Origin of the sequence: Paenibacillus senegalimassiliensis (assembly GCF_001486585.1) — a bacterium.
GTDB classification, from domain to species: domain Bacteria; phylum Bacillota; class Bacilli; order Paenibacillales; family Paenibacillaceae; genus Fontibacillus; species Fontibacillus senegalimassiliensis.
Window position 1 is genome coordinate 848805 of the sequence record NZ_LN909045.1, and the last position, 16153, is coordinate 864957.

At 49.3% G+C, this 16153-nt stretch carries 11 protein-coding genes; 10 read left to right on the forward strand and 1 reads right to left on the reverse strand.

The window, feature by feature from the left end; translation table 11 throughout:
- The first annotated feature begins 17 nt into the window (after nt 1–17).
- Entirely contained in the window at nt 18–1061 is a 1044-nt protein-coding gene (gene aroF, locus BN3279_RS13805) for a 3-deoxy-7-phosphoheptulonate synthase (RefSeq protein WP_059051708.1), read from the forward strand.
- Nucleotides 1062–1322: 261 nt separating this feature from the next.
- Nucleotides 1323–2747: a type I glutamate--ammonia ligase gene (glnA, locus tag BN3279_RS13810; protein WP_059051710.1), complete on the forward strand. Its 1425-nt coding sequence runs from the start codon at nt 1323–1325 to the stop codon at nt 2745–2747.
- Nucleotides 2748–2842: 95 nt separating this feature from the next.
- Here glnA and BN3279_RS13815 read toward each other — a convergent pair whose 3' ends face one another.
- Nucleotides 2843–3856: a LacI family DNA-binding transcriptional regulator gene (locus tag BN3279_RS13815; RefSeq protein WP_059051712.1), complete on the reverse strand. Its 1014-nt coding sequence runs from the start codon at nt 3854–3856 to the stop codon at nt 2843–2845.
- A 394-nt stretch (nt 3857–4250) separates the two neighbouring features.
- Here BN3279_RS13815 and BN3279_RS13820 point away from each other — a divergent pair, with 394 nt between their 5' ends.
- From BN3279_RS13820 to BN3279_RS13855, 8 genes are all read left to right on the forward strand, one after another.
- The gene (locus tag BN3279_RS13820; protein WP_059051839.1) at nt 4251–5612 is read left to right on the forward strand and encodes an ABC transporter substrate-binding protein; all 1362 of its coding nucleotides are present in this window, start codon (nt 4251–4253) and stop codon (nt 5610–5612) included.
- A gap of 89 nt (nt 5613–5701) precedes the next feature.
- Nucleotides 5702–6595 carry a carbohydrate ABC transporter permease gene (locus BN3279_RS13825; protein ID WP_059051714.1) on the forward strand — a complete coding sequence of 298 codons (894 nt, stop codon included), beginning with the start codon at nt 5702–5704 and terminating at the stop codon, nt 6593–6595.
- A gap of 1 nt (nt 6596) precedes the next feature.
- Complete coding sequence (locus BN3279_RS13830) at nt 6597–7433, forward strand: carbohydrate ABC transporter permease (protein WP_059051715.1); 837 nt, start codon at nt 6597–6599, stop codon at nt 7431–7433.
- Nucleotides 7434–7468: 35 nt separating this feature from the next.
- Nucleotides 7469–10195 (forward strand): GH36-type glycosyl hydrolase domain-containing protein, encoded by a 2727-nt coding sequence (locus BN3279_RS13835; protein ID WP_059051717.1) that lies wholly within the window; start codon nt 7469–7471, stop codon nt 10193–10195.
- A 22-nt stretch (nt 10196–10217) separates the two neighbouring features.
- Nucleotides 10218–11108: a hypothetical protein gene (locus BN3279_RS13840; protein WP_059051719.1), complete on the forward strand. Its 891-nt coding sequence runs from the start codon at nt 10218–10220 to the stop codon at nt 11106–11108.
- A gap of 172 nt (nt 11109–11280) precedes the next feature.
- Nucleotides 11281–12348, forward strand: coding sequence for an ABC transporter substrate-binding protein (locus BN3279_RS13845; RefSeq protein ID WP_059051720.1), 1068 nt, complete (start codon nt 11281–11283; stop codon nt 12346–12348).
- A 219-nt stretch (nt 12349–12567) separates the two neighbouring features.
- Entirely contained in the window at nt 12568–14337 is a 1770-nt protein-coding gene (locus BN3279_RS13850) for a sensor histidine kinase (protein ID WP_187377796.1), read from the forward strand.
- Nucleotides 14315–16021: a response regulator gene (locus BN3279_RS13855; protein ID WP_059051725.1), complete on the forward strand. Its 1707-nt coding sequence runs from the start codon at nt 14315–14317 to the stop codon at nt 16019–16021. Before BN3279_RS13850 ends, BN3279_RS13855 begins: the two co-directional genes overlap by 23 nt.
- Nucleotides 16022–16153: the final 132 nt, after the last annotated feature.

Below are 16153 nucleotides of genomic sequence, written 5' to 3' on the forward strand. Positions count from 1 at the left end.
GAGAGGATGAAGATGTGATGATCGTCATTACTTCCAACCAAACGCCAGAGGAGCGCGTGCAAGAAATTATCGGGGTCATTGAGAAGGAAGGTCTGCAAACCCATGTATCGCGAGGAAAGGATCATACAGTTATTGGCCTGATCGGCTCCATCGAACCGAAGCTAGCTGAGCACTTGCGACAAATGCAGGGCGTTGAAAATGTCATAAAAATTTCTAAATCTTATAAATTGGCCAGCCGGGATTTTCATCCGGAGAACACGGTCATCTCTATTGGCGATGTGAAGATTGGCGGAGGTGACCTGGTCGTTATGGGCGGACCTTGTGCGGTAGAATCTCCAGAGCAGATTGACGAGATTGCCAAACTGGTCAAGGCGGCCGGTGGGCAGGTGTTGCGCGGAGGCGCCTTTAAGCCTCGTACGGGCCCGTACAGCTTCCAGGGGGTTGGCGTAGAGGGTCTGATTATGATGGCTGAAGCAGGCAAGAAGCATGGCTTGCTGACCATTACTGAGGTCATGACACCGGAGTATGTTGACGTATGCGCAGAATATGCAGATATCCTGCAAATCGGGACACGTAATATGCAAAACTTCGATTTGCTGCGTAAGTTGGGGACTTGCGGCAAGCCAGTGCTGCTGAAACGCGGCTTCAGCGCTACCTATGACGAATTCCTCAATGCGGCGGAGTATATATTGGCCGGCGGGAATCCAGATGTGATGCTGTGTGAGCGTGGTATTCGTACGTTCGAGACTTATACTCGTAATACGCTGGATCTGTCGGCGATCCCTGTACTGCAAAGCCTCAGTCATCTGCCTGTCATTTCTGATCCAAGCCATGGCACCGGACGGCGCGAATTGGTAGAGCCTATGACGAAGGCTTCCGTAGCAGCCGGAGCGGATGGCTTGATTATAGAGATGCATACAGATCCGGATAATTCGATGACCGGGGATGGCGTGCAGTCTCTGTTCCCTGATCAATTCGCCAATTTGCTGCAGGATTTGGAAAAGTTGGCTCCGCTTGTAGGCAAAAGGTTCGATACACCAAAGACTCCGCTGGAGGTTTAAGCATAGAGATTTGGTCATGAAAATTCGGATTTTCTTCAGAGTCCGAGCGCCCACTCTCCTTAAGGGGAGTGGGCTTTTATACTTTTTGTCGTTTAATTTGTACTGAGTGTAACAATACCTTACATGAGGAATAAAAATACCTTACATAGCTATTGACGATTAACCTTCAAAGGTCCTATAATGACGACAGAATAAAACAAAAGGATGAACGTTAATCGCAGCAAAGGGGTTTAATGTTCGTGATTTGGGGAGGAAAGAGTTATGTCAGCAGAGTTCGTTTTAAAAACAATCAAAGAAAAGCAAATCGAGTGGGTAGATTTTCGCTTTGTTGATCTATCGGGACGAGCGCACCATATCACTCTTCCGGCTAAAGAAGTGGATGAGGATACTTTCACAAACGGGGTTGCCTTCGACGGTTCTTCGATTCCGGGTTTCCGGGGCATTGAGGAATCTGACATGGTGATGATGCCGGATTGCGGCACAGTGTTTGTTGATGCATTTACCGCCCATCCAACGTTGAACGTGTTTTGTGATATCTATACGCCAGACGGCGACCGTTATGAGCGTGATCCGCGCAGCGTGGCTGTGCGTGCCGAAGAATATCTGAAACAAAGCGGCGTAGGTACAACTGCCTTCTTCGCACCAGAATCCGAGTTCTTCATCTTTGATGATGTTCGCTATGAGAACGGTATGAACAAGACCTTCTATTCGGTAGATTCAGAGGAAGCGATCTGGAACACGGGACGTACGGAAGAGGGAGGTAACCTGGGCTACAAAGTGCCTGTTAAAGGCGGTTATGTACCGGTTGCTCCAACGGATAAAGGACAGGACCTTCGCAGTGAAATGTGTCGTTTGCTGGAAGAAGCGGGCATTCAGGTGGAACGTCATCACCATGAGGTGGCTACAGCCGGTCAAGCGGAAATCAACTTCCGTTTTGACACACTGTTGAAAACAGCCGATAACCTGATGGTATACAAATATATCGTGCACAACACGGCTGCTCAATTTGGTAAAACGGCAACCTTCATGCCAAAACCGCTGTTCGGTGATAATGGTAGCGGGATGCACGTTCACCAATCCATCTTTGATGGCGATACTCCGTTGTTCTACGAAAAAGGCGCTTATGCTAACCTGAGTGAAACGGCGCTGCACTACATCGGTGGTATTCTCTACCATGCACCAGCTATCATCGCCTTCACAAATCCAAGTACAAACTCATTTAAACGCTTGGTACCTGGCTTCGAAGCACCAGTAAATCTGGTATATTCCAAAGGTAATCGCTCGGCTGCGGTACGTATCCCTGTAGCTGCTGTAACTCCAAAGGGCTGTCGTATCGAGTTCCGTACACCGGACTCCACAGCTAACCCTTACCTGGCTTTCTCGGCTATGCTGATGGCTGGTCTTGATGGTATCAAGAACAAAATTGATCCTAACAAATTGGGTTACGGACCATTCGATAAGAACATCTATGAATTGTCTGATGAAGAGAAAGCAGGCATTCGCAGTGTTCCAGGCTCGCTGGACGAAGCACTTACCGCTTTGGAAAGCGACTATGAGTTCTTGACTCAAGGTGGAGTATTCACGAAGGCGTTCATCGACAACTTCGTTGAAATGAAGCGTGCTGAAGCAAGAGCTGTTTCCGTAAGAGTACATCCTTATGAATTCGGACTTTACTACGACCTGTAAACCAACCCCGCTATACTACCCATACATTTGTAAGCCAAGAGAACCGTCCCGCTATACCGGGACGGTTCTCTTGTGCTATTGCAAGGATGACGGCATTACCTCTTGCTTCCGCAGGAATCGCGAATGACTAACTCGGGCTCCACCACCACATTGCTTGCCACAGACTGGTTATTAATCAGATCATAAAGCAAGGAGGCGGCCAAGCGTCCGATCTTCTCTTTATTCTGACGAACCGTCGTAAGCGGAGGCAGTGTATATTGGCAGGCTTCGATATCATCACAGCCGATGATGGCCACATCCTGGGGAATCCGCAGATGATGCTCCTTCAAAGCCCGCATGGCACCAATGGCGAGCAGATCGGAGGCGGCAAAGATGGCTGTTGGCAATGGGCCGGCCTCAATCATCTGCTTCATGGCCTCGTATCCGCTCGACTCGAAGAAATTGGTGCCGTTCACGAACCAGGCATCATTTTGCGGCAGTCCAAAGCTCTCGATGGCATCCGTATATCCTCGCTCCCGCAAATTCGAAATATCAGACTCCAGTGTGCTCCCAATGTAGCCTAAATCACGGTGGCCCTGCAGGTAAAAATGCTCCACCACCTTGAAAGACATCTTGTAATTGTCGGACATGACGTATCCGGACATCTGCCCACTTAATTGAATATCAACTCCGATGCAGGGAATATCGCTTTGATCCAGTTCGCGAATGGATTCCTCCACCTCCTGCCCGGTGATAATCACGCAACCGTCTACCTGAAAGTGCAGGCAACGGGCCAAATAATCCCCATCCGAGGAACGGAATTTCTCATTCGAGAAGAAGAGCAAATCATAGCCTAGCAGGCCCATTTGCTTCTTGAACGAGTTAAGAACTTCTACAAAGAAAGGATGCATGAGATCTACATTCAGCTTGCCCGCAAAAATAACACCAATTAAGTTCGACTTTTTGGTTGCTAGCGTTTTCGCTGAATTGGAAGGCGTATATCCCGTTTGTTTCATAATTTCGAGAACTTTCGTTCGGGTTCCTTCGGAAATATCACTGTAATTATTAATAATCTTGGAGACGGTGGATACGGATACACCAGCCATCTCTGCGATTTTCTTAATATTCATCGACAAGGTATAGCCTCCTTAACATATTACCAGGCCCCTCTTGAAATAGAGAAGTTGCTAATCGTTTACGAAACACTTTCGTAACTAGTGTACCTATCCTGCTGGTATTCGTCAATGATTTTGATTCAAATTGCCTTGCGTCCAAGCGGCGTAAGGCGAGAGGGATTTTTGCAGTCCTGGCTTGCTAAGCGGGGGTATAAAAAGAACTTTACAAACTAAAAAGTTGGTGTAATAATGTGTTTGACGAAACCGCTTTCGTAAAAATAAAGATAATATTATTGTTTATCTCATTTTTACGAAAATTTCGGAAGCTCTATCCGTTAGATAGATTAATCTGGAGGCTGAAGGGATGAGCGGTGTCATGTCATTAAATTATGTAGGGGGTAAAAAGCAAATGACGAAGAAGATTTGGGCCTTGGTTTTGGTCAGCGCACTGACACTCAGCCTAGCGGCATGCGGGGGCGGCAATAAAGGCGGCAGCGCAGCCTCGGAAGGAGACGGGGGCAGCAAGGCAAGCGGAGACAAGAAGGTCGTTAAAATTCTTCACTGGAAGCAAGAGAACATCAATAAAGCGATGGAAGAAATTAACGCAGACTTCGAGAAGAAATATCCCGAATATAAAGTGGACTATACGACTACCGGTCCGGATGATGAATACAAGCAGGCTCAGAGAGCAAGAATCACGGCCAATGATGTAGACATTCTGGCGGATCTGTCGGGGATGCGTTTGTCTCCGCAAGATTGGACGCCGGGTGCGAAGGTACCGGATTGGCAGCAATGGATCGATTCCGGTCTGATCGCTGATTTGTCCGGTCAAGATTTCCTTAAGAATTGGAATGCGAATGACATCGAGAAGGCCGGTACTTATAACGGTAAAGTGTATGCGGTTCCTACAGGTAAGGTCGCGATGTCTGGCCTGTTCTACAATAAAGAAATTTTTGAGGAAAATGGACTTTCTGTGCCGACAACCTGGAGTGAACTCATTCAGCTTGGTGAGGATTTGAAGGCGAAGGGTATTACGCCGATTGGCGTGGCCGGTAAAGATGTCTGGCCGCTGAAATTGCCAGTGTTCGCTTTGCAAGCCAAGATTTTGGGTGGCGGCGATCAGCAGAAGTGGATCGAGGGCGTTTGGAAAGGCGAGACGGCCTACAATGACGCTGAGGCTGTAGAAGTATTGGATAAGATGAAAACGCTGCAAGACAACTATATGATTGATGGATTTATGGGTATCGACTACGCTTCGGCTCCAGCTATCTTTGCTACAGGCAAAGTAGCCATGCTGGCTGATGGCTCTTGGGATGCACCTACCATTGCAACAGCAAATCCTGATTTGAAATTTGGCTACTTCCCGCTTCCAGCGACAGAAGACGCTGCGAAGAATGCTTCGTTCGTTGGTAAATACGACGTAACCTGGTATGTGACTGAGAAAGGTCCAAACCAGGAGGGTGCACTTAAGTGGCTGGAATTCTTCTCTCAACCTGAGAACTATACGAAATTTGTAAAAGCAGCCGGATTTATCCCGACTCAGGATAATATCTCCACGGACAGTGAATTCATTGATAAAGAGTTGACACCGTACCTAGGCGATTTCGAGCTGGCTTATGAAATTATGATGATTAATCGTGAGAATGTTGGGGAGCATCTTGCTGCCGAAGGCGTGCACACCGAATATCTCGCTCCAGGCGGGGAGTTCAAGTCCGCGAAAGAACTGGCTGATGTTCAACAAAAAGAATGGGAAGCTGCGGCTCCTAAATAAGTAAAGAAACATTCAGGCCATACTGTTATCGGGGTCCGGTACTCACGGGCCCCGATCATTTATTGATTTGGATCAGCGAGGTGAGAGACATGTATCCATTTGGAAAAGGCTTTGCCCGTTATTTACCTTTTCTTCTATTACTTATTCCCGTAGCATTGTACGTCATCTTTTATTTTGGCCCGTCCATGCTGACGGTTATTTATTCTTTCACGGACGTCAAGAACGTACCGGGGAGCCCGGTTCATTTTGTAGGTCTGGACAATTATTATGATTTATTCTTCTCTGGAAATTCGGGAGAGCGGTGGCGCTCCATTGCCAATACATTGATCTTTATGCTTGTCGTAACGATCGTACAGAACGGCGTGGCTTTATTCGTCGCTGTACTGATTAACCAAAGGCTGCGGGGAGATTATTTCTACCGGGCGGTGTTCTTTCTTCCAGTAGTGCTGGGTGTCGCTGTTGTTGCCCTGATTTGGGGCATGATGTTCGATCCGCTGAGCGGTCCGGTGAACATGCTGTACGGCTGGTTGTTTGGCTATAAGGATATGTTCTTCTCCAGCTTCACTCATGCGTTTGGCTATATTATTTTCGTACAAATCTGGATGTATATGGGCTACTCCATGCTGATCTTTCTGGCTGGTCTGCAGACGGTGCCCAAGGATTTGTATGAAGCAGGCTACATTGACGGGACGAGTAAGTGGCAGTCCTTTCGCCATATTACCTTCCCGCTAATTTCGCCTTCTTTTACCGTCAATATGCTGCTGTCTATTATCGGGGCTATGTCGACGTTCGATATTATTCTGGCAACAACGGATGGTCGTTTTAACACCAGAACCATGGCCTACGACGTATACAAGGAAACCTTCCGCGGCAGCTTGGAGATGGGTCTTCCTTCCGCCTTGTCGGTCATACAGTTCTTGATGATCCTTGCATTCGTTGTCTTTGCGGTTAAGCAAATGCGTAAGAGAGAGGTGGAATATTAATATGAAAAACTCCAAATCCTTTCTTATTTTATCTTACGCCGTCATTGCCGTTTTATTGGTTCTGTATGTCGCGCCGCTTATTCTGGTGCTTAATGTCTCGCTCAAGTCCTATCCGGAGTATTTGATCAATCCGATCGGGCTCGTCAAAGAGGTGCAATGGAGCAACTATATCAGCGCTTGGACGGAAGGGAACTTCACGAACTATTTTCTGAACAGTGTGATTTATACCGGGGTTGCAACTGTACTTACCATTATCGTGTCCGTGCTGGGGGCGTTCCCGGTGGCGCGAGGGTATGTCAAATGGAGTGGCTTCATCTATTTGTTCTTCTTGCTATCCCAATTCCTCCCCAATCCGATGGTTGCGCAGTATAAGCTGATGCTGACGTTCAAGGAAAGTATGGACTTCTTCGGTTACGATACCAAGCTTGGTTATATCATTCTGAAAACAAGTGGTACTGGTGTGGTATTCATGATGTTCGTGGGTTACATCAAATCGATTAGCCGTGATCTGGATGAAGCTGCCGGAATGGACGGGTCGGGATATCTGCGGTATCTGTTCCAAATTATCCTCCCGTTAATGAAGCCGGTCATTGCGACCGGAGTTATTCTGACGGCGATCGGGATCTGGAATGATTTTGTTGGACCTATCATGTATTTGCCAAGCAAAGCCAATTATCCAATCACTTTCGGATTAAAGGAGTTCAAAGGGCAGTATGGCAATAACTGGCCGCTATTGGCCTGCGGAATTACCATTGTCGCTACGCCGCTGATCGTTCTGTACACCTTCATTCAGAAATATCTGGTGGACGGAGCATTAGCCGGAGCTGTCAAATCCTGATTGAATTTAATTAAGAGTGAGAGGGAGAAATGATTATGAAGCACCAGGGCTGGAAGTTTGAGGGGAAGGAAGGGGAATTCAGGCTGGAGCAGCCCGAGCTTACCAGCTATCTTTACTTCCCATTAGTGAATGAAGCGGGGATGATGTCGGCTGTTGCTCCTAATCTGCATGGTGAGATTACAACCGGACATAATACGTTTTTGCTGGAGCCTATCTCGGTGGAAGACTTGCACAACTCCAAAGCGGCCCGGAATTTTTGGGTGTATGCCGAAGGCTTTGGTCCTTGGTCTGTGGGTGGCAACTCCGCAAAGCAAAATGCAGATGTATTCTCAGAGGATAAGGACCGGACTGAACTGAAAGCCGGGTTCTTATGGCATAGTGTGACGCGGGAGAACGCGAAGCTTGGCATTAAGGCAGAGACAGTCAATTTCATTCCGGTTACGGATGATAAGGTCGAATTGATGAAGGTGCAGTTGACCAACTCAGGAGCTACTGCCTTGAGGCTGACACCAACGGCAGCGATTCCACTCTATGGTCGTTCGGCGGATGATCTGCGTGATCATCGGCATGTTACCTCCTTGTTGCATCGGATTTATACCTCGGCTCATGGCATTGAGGTGCAGCCGGCATTATCCTTTGACGAGCGTGGACACCGGGTGAATAAGGTAACCTACGGCGTGCTAGGGGCGGAAGCGGGCGGCGCAGCGCCAATCGGTTATTTCCCCATTGTCGAGAATTTCATAGGGGAAGGCGGGGCGCTGGATTGGCCGGAGTCCGTTGTGTCCAACCTGCCCCCAAATGTTGCTTCTGATGTTGCTTTGGAGGGATACGAGGCAGTTGGAGCTTTGCGCTTTGCTGATGTAGAGTTACAGCCGGGCGAAACGGCCTCGTACATTATAGCCATGATGATTGCCGATGACCGGATTGATCAAGAACAGGCTGTAGCCCAATATTTGACGGAACAACGCTTTGATGAACTGCTGGAGCAGAATCGTAGCTATTGGCGTGAGAAGCTGGATGTAGTCTCGTTCCATTCCGGGGATATGGAGCAAGATTTATGGATGAAATGGGTTACCTTACAGCCGGTATTGCGTCGGTTGTATGGCAACTCCTTCTTACCGTACCATGATTACGGCCGCGGAGGCCGTGGATGGCGCGATCTGTGGCAGGATTGTCTGGCCTTGATGGTGATGGAGCCGGACGAGGTGGGCTTCCTGCTGCACAACAATTATGCCGGTGTTCGCATTGACGGCACCAATGCGACGATCATCGGCAGTAAGCCAGGTGAATTTATCGCGGATCGGAACAATATTCCCCGTGTCTGGATGGACCACGGAGCGTGGCCGCTACTGACAACCCTGCTGTACATCCATCAGAGTGGGGATACCGGATTTCTGCTACAGCCTCAGACCTATTTCCGTGATGTGTTCGTGAAGCGCAGCCGGGAACGGGATGAAAGCTGGTCGTCAGAGCAAGGCAACAAGCTGCTTGCGGCTAACGGGGAAGTGTATGAAGGGACAATCCTGGAGCATATATTGCTACAAAATGTGGTGCCATTCTTTAATGTCGGGGAGAACGGAAACATCAAGCTGGAAGGTGCCGATTGGAACGATGGCCTCGATTTGGCTCCCGTTAAGGGAGAGAGCGTAGCCTTTACAGCATTTTACGCCAGCAACCTGGCGGACTTGGCCAAACTCTTGATGCATTTGCAGCAGGCAACCGGAATTGGGGAGATTGAGGTTGCCGAGGAAATGGGGATCTTGCTGGATAGTCTGAATGAGCCGGTATCCTATGATAGTATTCAGGCCAAGCAAGCACGGCTGGACCGTTATTATGATTCTGTGACTCCATTGGTAAGTGGGCGCAAGCTGAAGCTGCAGGTTGCTAAGGTCGCTGAGGATTTGGAGCGGAAGGCGAACTGGATGGTCAACCACTTACGTACACAGGAATGGGTTCGTAGCGAGGCTGGGCTTGAGTGGTTCAACGGTTACTACAATAACGATGGCGAGCGGGTTGAAGGGGATCACCCGCAAGGCGTACGAATGACGTTAACCGGACAGGTATTTCCGATTATGGGCCAGGTAGCAACCGACGAGCAGGTGGGGCACATCACGGCGGCGGTAGACCATTATCTCAAGGACGAGCGGATTGGTTATCGACTGAATTCCCGCTTTGGAGAAATTCAGCAGAATTTGGGCCGCGCCTTCGGCTTTGCCTTTGGACATAAGGAGAACGGTGCCATGTTCAGCCATATGACCGTGATGTATGCCAATGCCTTGTACAAACGGGGATTCGTCAAGGCTGGCAAGGAAGTGCTGGATTCCGTGTACCGTCTGTCTACGGACTTCGCTAATAGCCGGATGTACCCAGGGGTTCCGGAATATATTAACGAACGGGGCCGGGGCATGTATACTTATTTAACGGGGTCAGCGAGTTGGCTGCTGCTTACGCTGCTTACGGAAGTCTACGGAGTCAAGGGTCATTACGGCGATTTGTACATTGAGCCCAAGCTGGCAAGAGAACAATTTGATGCTAACGGAGAGGCCTCCGTAGTGACGAGCTTTGCCGGACGCAAGCTTCATATCGTATTCCGCAATCCCCAGGGGAAGGATTACGGAGATTACGAGCTCAAGGGAGTTGCCCTGGGCGATGCGCCATTGTCCTATAAACCTCAGGGACAAGGCTGTGTGATTCCGCGCAGCGAGCTTGCTGCATTGGCAGACGAAGCTGTTCACCGTATAGAAATCACGCTTGGCGTGTAGGAATAACAAGGTGGTAAGATAGATGGCTTATTTGCTAAAGAATGATGTATTAACGGTTGAGATTGCAGGCTTGGGTGAGTCCTATTCGGGAGTCCGCTTTGATGGATCGGGTATTATTACCGGGGTTACGCTGGCTGAAGGGGGACACCACTTCTGCGTGAAGGAGAGCTTGACCCCTGAAGGGGGAACGGGCGGCATTGGCTTATGCAGTGAATTCGGAATTCGAAAGGCGATCGGGTACGAAGAAGCCAAGGCTGGGGAAGCCTTTCCGAAGCTTGGGGTAGGACTTCTTACGCGCCCCGACGACACAGGTTACTTGTTTTACAGAGATTACGCCTGTCAGCGCTTTACTACCCGAGTTGAACAGCATGGGCCAGAGCGGATCAGCTTTATTACCTTGCCGCTTGAGTACCAGGGGTATGCTGCCTATATGGAGAAGCATATTGAAATTAGCGAGGGCCGACTTACCGTGGAATACGTGGTAGAGAATACGGGAACGAAGCCGCTTGATACCGACGAATACTCACATAATTTTCTTGGTATAGACGGTCATAAGGTCGGTCCGGAATATGTGCTGCGGTTCCCTGAGCCCATTCAGCCATGGAGCGATGATCCGGCAACACTGAAAGGCGTGCGTTTTACAGGAAATGAAGTGTCCTGGGATCGTGAGCCGACGGAGGACTTCTATTTCTGTCTACAGCCACAGGATGGGCATGAACAGTCCTGGCTGTGGGAGCTTTCCCATCGGCCAAGTGGAGCTACGGTACGTGAACTGAGCAAGCTTCCGTTATCCGAGGCGGCGGTCTGGGGACATGGTCATGTGGTGGCTCCGGAGATGTTCGTTGAGGTGAAGCTGGCTCCTGGAGAACGGCAAAGCTGGACGCGCATCTACGAGTTCATGAAGGTGGTTTGAATCGGAAGAATGGCGATGCGAGGGAGCTCGTGTCGCCATTTTTTTATGATCATAGATTTATAAGTTGATGGCGAAGGGGTGATTCCCTCTTTACAATGGCATGAATTTAAAGTATATATGATAATGATAATCATTATCATATATACTGATGCTGAATTGGAGGTTCATATTGATGCAGGTTTTATTGAGAAGAAAAGTTTCAATTGGGGTTATATTGGTGTTATTGCTAGCGATTGTTGCCGGTTGCGGTTCGGTAGCATCTCCGGAAGACAGCTTGACAGGCCAGGAGAATGCAGGGAGCAACAGCGCAAGCTCCAGCGGTGAGGAAGGCGTGGCTGGTTCAACCAGCTATCCGCTTACGATTGTTAATCATGCTCTGTCAGGCGAAGGAGGAACATGGACGGCGAAGGAGCAGCGCTTCGAGCAGTCGCCAGAGAAGGTGGTGGCCAATACCCAGCCCGCAGCGGAACTTCTTATCCGGCTTGGCTTGACGGAGAAAATGGTGGGTGTAGCGGCACTCTACGGTGAAGTGGCGCCTGATATCGCCGATGAATTTGCTACCATTCCCGTCTTGTCCAAGGACTATGTCGGTAAGGAGTTGGTCTTGGGTGCCAACCCGGATCTTGTCTTGGGCCGCGGCGATTTGTTCGCTGATGCGGATTGGGGAGTAGGCACGGTTGATGCTTTAAATGAACTCAGCATTAAGACGTTTGTGCAGAATACCTCCGTTAAGGGAGCAGATTTGGAATCCTTATTCCAGGATATCGAGCAAATCGGGCAAATCTTTGATATTCAGGAGCGGGCTACCCAGTATGCTGAGGATTTGCGGAAGCGGGTGGAAACGATAAAATCCATCACTCCCGCAGCCGAAAAGCCGGTTAGCTTCGCTTATATTTCCAGCAGCGAGAAGGGGGCTGTAGCTGTGTATAGCGGGGCTAACGATACCTTCCAGGCGGATGCCCTTCGTCTCTTAAACCTCGAAAATAGCTTTGGCGAGGCTGACGGGGAGGTTGGTGTGGAGCAGCTTATTTCCACCAATCCCGATATCCTGCTAATCTCCTATTACAGCGGCGGTCCTGATACAGAGGAGATGGTAAATCACCTTTATGACAACCCTGCACTACAAAGCATGTCGGCTATTAAGGACAAGAAGATTTTTATTATTGATTTCAACCAATTCTGGGGTTACGGAGATCAAATCTTCGATGGTGTGGAGAAGTTGGGCGGGCAACTCTACTAAATCTACGTTAAACGTTACAGTTTCACTATGCTTACTATACGAAAATGCCGGGCAGCCATGTTATGGTTGTTGCGGCATTTCTTTTTTTCAAAATAAACATTGCAAGCGATTTCAAATGTCCGTAGACTTCAAGTGAACATAGATTCCAGATACGGGGGTCAGCGCATGAGATTCATAATTTCGTATATTGAGAAAAACAGGTGGAGCATCTCGCGGATTTTGAATACTTCCTTTTTCCTGATGATTACTATTCCGATCTTGTTGGTGACTTTATTTGCGGTACGCTCCCTGAACTCTATCATGCTGGGCAATTTGACCAACCAGGCCCTGCAAACCCTTGAGCAGCAAGCGGATAGCTTCGACGCCAAGGCCCGAATGATGATTAATACGGTATCAGCCATCGCCAATGATGATCAGATCATCTCAACCTCTGCGGCGATCCATAAGAACGAAGGCCAAGCGAGTCAATTTGAGCTGCGCAAATCGCTCGACAAGCAGTTGAACAATTATTTTCACTATACATCTGATGTGGTGAGCGTGTTGTTTTTCTTCAAAAATCAAGGTTCCTACGCTTATAAAAGAAATATGGACCTTGATCTCTCTCATCTGCAAGCCATGGACTGGTATCGTGAAGCGGAGCAGCAGAAGAATCGGGTGAGCCTGTTCGGTGTGCAAGAGAGCGCAATCAGTCTGGGTCAGGGGGACGGTTATTTTACGGCTGCGGTGTCGCCTAAATACAGCACATTGTTCTATAACGTGGAAATGATATATTTCGTTTTCCGGTCTTCTGACTTTCTGGAGCGGCTGGATGCCAGCAGAGGAGATAGCGGGGATATCTACGTGCTTGGCTCGGGTGGTGATGTCATTGCTGCCAATGATGTAACCGCCATGCAGCAAGGGATCGGCGGGCGGCTCTATTTGGGGGAGGCCTTGGAGCGAGAGCATGGTAGCTATGTCAAGAACATTGATGGTAATCAATCCTTTATTATCTATACCACGTCTGATTTGGGCTGGAAATATATCAAGGTCGTGCCTTATGGACAACTGGTCGATCAGGTCAGAAGTGTGTTCCTTAGCATGATTATTTTTTCCATTGGGGGTCTGGTTGTGTTCCTGCTGGTGTCCTATGGCCTGGCTCATAGCATCGTCAACCCGATCCTATCCTTATTCCGAGGGATGTCCCAGACCAAAACCGGTAATCTCAAGACAAGGTTAGCTCCTTCTGGCCCGTTGGAAATTTACGTATTGGGGACAGCCTTTAACGAGATGAATGTGAACATGGAACGGCTGATCGGAGAGATTAAAGATCAGGAAACGCAGAAGCGCCTGCTGGAGATCCGGGCGTTGCAATCGCAGATTAACCCTCATTTCCTGTTGAATACCCTTAACACCATCAAGCTGATGGGGGCTATATCCAAGGCGGATCATATCGTCAAAATGACGGATGCGTTAACCCGACTGTTGTCTTCCACACTGAACAAAGGTGGAATGTATACAACGGTGGGTCAGGAGATAGGCTTGCTAGGTGAATATCTTCAAATTATGAAGACGCGTTACGGTGATCTGTTTGATGTACATTACGAAATCGATCCTGCCCTGGATGATGCTTATATTCTAAAACTTCTGCTTCAGCCTATTATGGAAAATGCCATTCTGCACGGCTTACACGAGAAGGAGACGCGTGGCAACATCTATATATGGGGTAAGCTGCGGGGGGATGACTGCTGCTTTGTCATCGAGGACGATGGCATGGGTATAGCCCCTGATAAGCTGCCCTCATTGTTATCTTCCCATCAGCCAAGCAAAGAGAGCTTTAGCGGCTTGGGACTACGAAATGTACATGAACGCATTCGCCTGAACTATGGCGAGGCTTACGGTCTCCAGATTGCTAGTGTACAAGGCGAGGGCACCCGAGTGGAGCTACAGTTACCGTGGCTTAAGGAAAATCCTGAGGAGGAGAAAAAGGATGATTCGAGTATTACTGGTTGACGACGAACCTATCGTACGCATTGCCATGCGCGAGTTGATTCCGTGGGAGCGCTTTGGTTGCGATATCGCGGGTGAAGCCGCCCATGGCCGTGAAGCTCTAAAGAGAATAGAGGAAGGCGGCATTGACTTACTACTGGTGGACATGCAGATGCCTCATATGAATGGCATTGAGCTGATTCGAGAGCTCCATGCTCGCGGTCTTATGGAGCAGTTGGTCGTCATCGTGCTTAGCGCTTATTCGGACTATGAGTATGTCAGAGAGGCCTTTCTGTACGGGGCATCGGATTATATGATCAAGAACGATCTGGAGGAGGCCAAGGCAACTCCGGTCATCAGCAAGGCAGTGGAGATCATTCGTCAGCGGATGAATGCGTGGGAGCGCAGAGATGAAGAGACGCGGTCCCAGGAGCAGAAGCTGAAGGCTACCTGGCTGATAAATGCCATTCAATGGAACGGAAGCGTCACTCCTGTAGCGGGGCTTGCCCCGGAGGAAGTTAGCGTGGAGCACGAAGAGAACACGGAGCAGAATGCTTTTCTTAAGTGGTGGAGCGAAGAGGGGGGACGTGACCGGCAGTACATTGCTTGCTTGCTGCTGGACCCCTGTCATCGGGCCAAGCAAGGTGAAGATCAGGAGCAGCAGGACCGCTTTGTCATGCATACCGTTCGGCAGGTTATCGACGGATACGGCCATCAATTGATTATCGTGCCGATTGCTCCCGGCGAATTTGCCATCCTTCTGTGGGGGACGGAGCGGATGGAAGGACAGCATGACCGAACGAGACTGACGGAGATGTTCTATAAGACATTTTCACATTTGCAGCAATATGTCGGCGTCAGCGGGTCCATTGGTCTGACCGAGCCTTGCTCGCATTGGCAGGTGTGGCAATCTCGCTACAAGGAGGCGCATTTGCTTGCACAGCTTCGTTATTTTCGAGGCGTGGGAGAGGTGTTTTTCTCGGAAGCCTTGCCTGTGCAGGTGGGGAAAGAGCAACGCGCACCGGTGTGGAATATCTCGGGTTTGATTCGCAACCTTGAGCTAGGGGGCGGGGATTGGGAGAGGGAGCTTCGGGAGGGGATGGTCCGCCTGGAACAGTCGGGACATGCTTCGGTTGAGGTGCTTCTTCAGCCTTATTTTGCTCTGCTATGGGAACTTGGGTCGCTGTTGCGCGCCCGGAATCTGGATTGGAGCGATCTGGTGGGAGCAGGAAGCCCATCTCCGGCGGCGCAGATAAAGCAGCTTAATTTCCTGCCGGAGGTAGAGGATTATATTACAAACCTGGTTCGGCGGACTGCCGAGATGGTTCATCCGCTATCCCTTGTGACAGAAACGACTCCAAGGTTGGCAGCCAAGGTCAAGGATTGGATTGATGAACATTATCACGAGCCGATCTCCCTGACCCTTGCCAGCGAAATGGCGGGCATCAGCGAAAGCTATCTCAGTAAAGTTTTTGCCAAGGAAATGGGTGAGACCTTCGTAGAATATGTAGCCCGGCGGCGTATAGAGAATGCCATAGTTATGCTGCAAAGCGGGATGAAGCTATATGAAATTGGGGAGCGGGTGGGGTATCCGAATCCCGGACATTTTACGAAGGTGTTTAAGAGGATTACGGGGAAGACGCCCCTGGAATACCGTGAACAATTAAAAGAGGTTGTTCAAAAAGTCGTCTTCCCAGAACGAAGCTGATCAAGGAGTACATTCGACATCGAATCTTGAATTCAGCCGGGCCTTCCGTTGCTCACGTAGATCTGTCTACGCTCCGCTACTCAGTCCCTGACTTCATCCAACCTTCTTGATCCTGTAAACCCGACTTTTTGA

Coding starts and splice junctions, on each gene's coding strand:
- aroF (WP_059051708.1), top strand. CDS start 18: ATGATCGTCATTACTTCCAACCAAACGCCAGAGGAGCGCGTGCAAGAA.
- glnA (WP_059051710.1), top strand. CDS start 1,323: ATGTCAGCAGAGTTCGTTTTAAAAACAATCAAAGAAAAGCAAATCGAG.
- BN3279_RS13815 (WP_059051712.1), bottom strand. CDS start 3,856: ATGAATATTAAGAAAATCGCAGAGATGGCTGGTGTATCCGTATCCACC.
- BN3279_RS13820 (WP_059051839.1), top strand. CDS start 4,251: ATGACGAAGAAGATTTGGGCCTTGGTTTTGGTCAGCGCACTGACACTC.
- BN3279_RS13825 (WP_059051714.1), top strand. CDS start 5,702: ATGTATCCATTTGGAAAAGGCTTTGCCCGTTATTTACCTTTTCTTCTA.
- BN3279_RS13830 (WP_059051715.1), top strand. CDS start 6,597: ATGAAAAACTCCAAATCCTTTCTTATTTTATCTTACGCCGTCATTGCC.
- BN3279_RS13835 (WP_059051717.1), top strand. CDS start 7,469: ATGAAGCACCAGGGCTGGAAGTTTGAGGGGAAGGAAGGGGAATTCAGG.
- BN3279_RS13840 (WP_059051719.1), top strand. CDS start 10,218: ATGGCTTATTTGCTAAAGAATGATGTATTAACGGTTGAGATTGCAGGC.
- BN3279_RS13845 (WP_059051720.1), top strand. CDS start 11,281: ATGCAGGTTTTATTGAGAAGAAAAGTTTCAATTGGGGTTATATTGGTG.
- BN3279_RS13855 (WP_059051725.1), top strand. CDS start 14,315: ATGATTCGAGTATTACTGGTTGACGACGAACCTATCGTACGCATTGCC.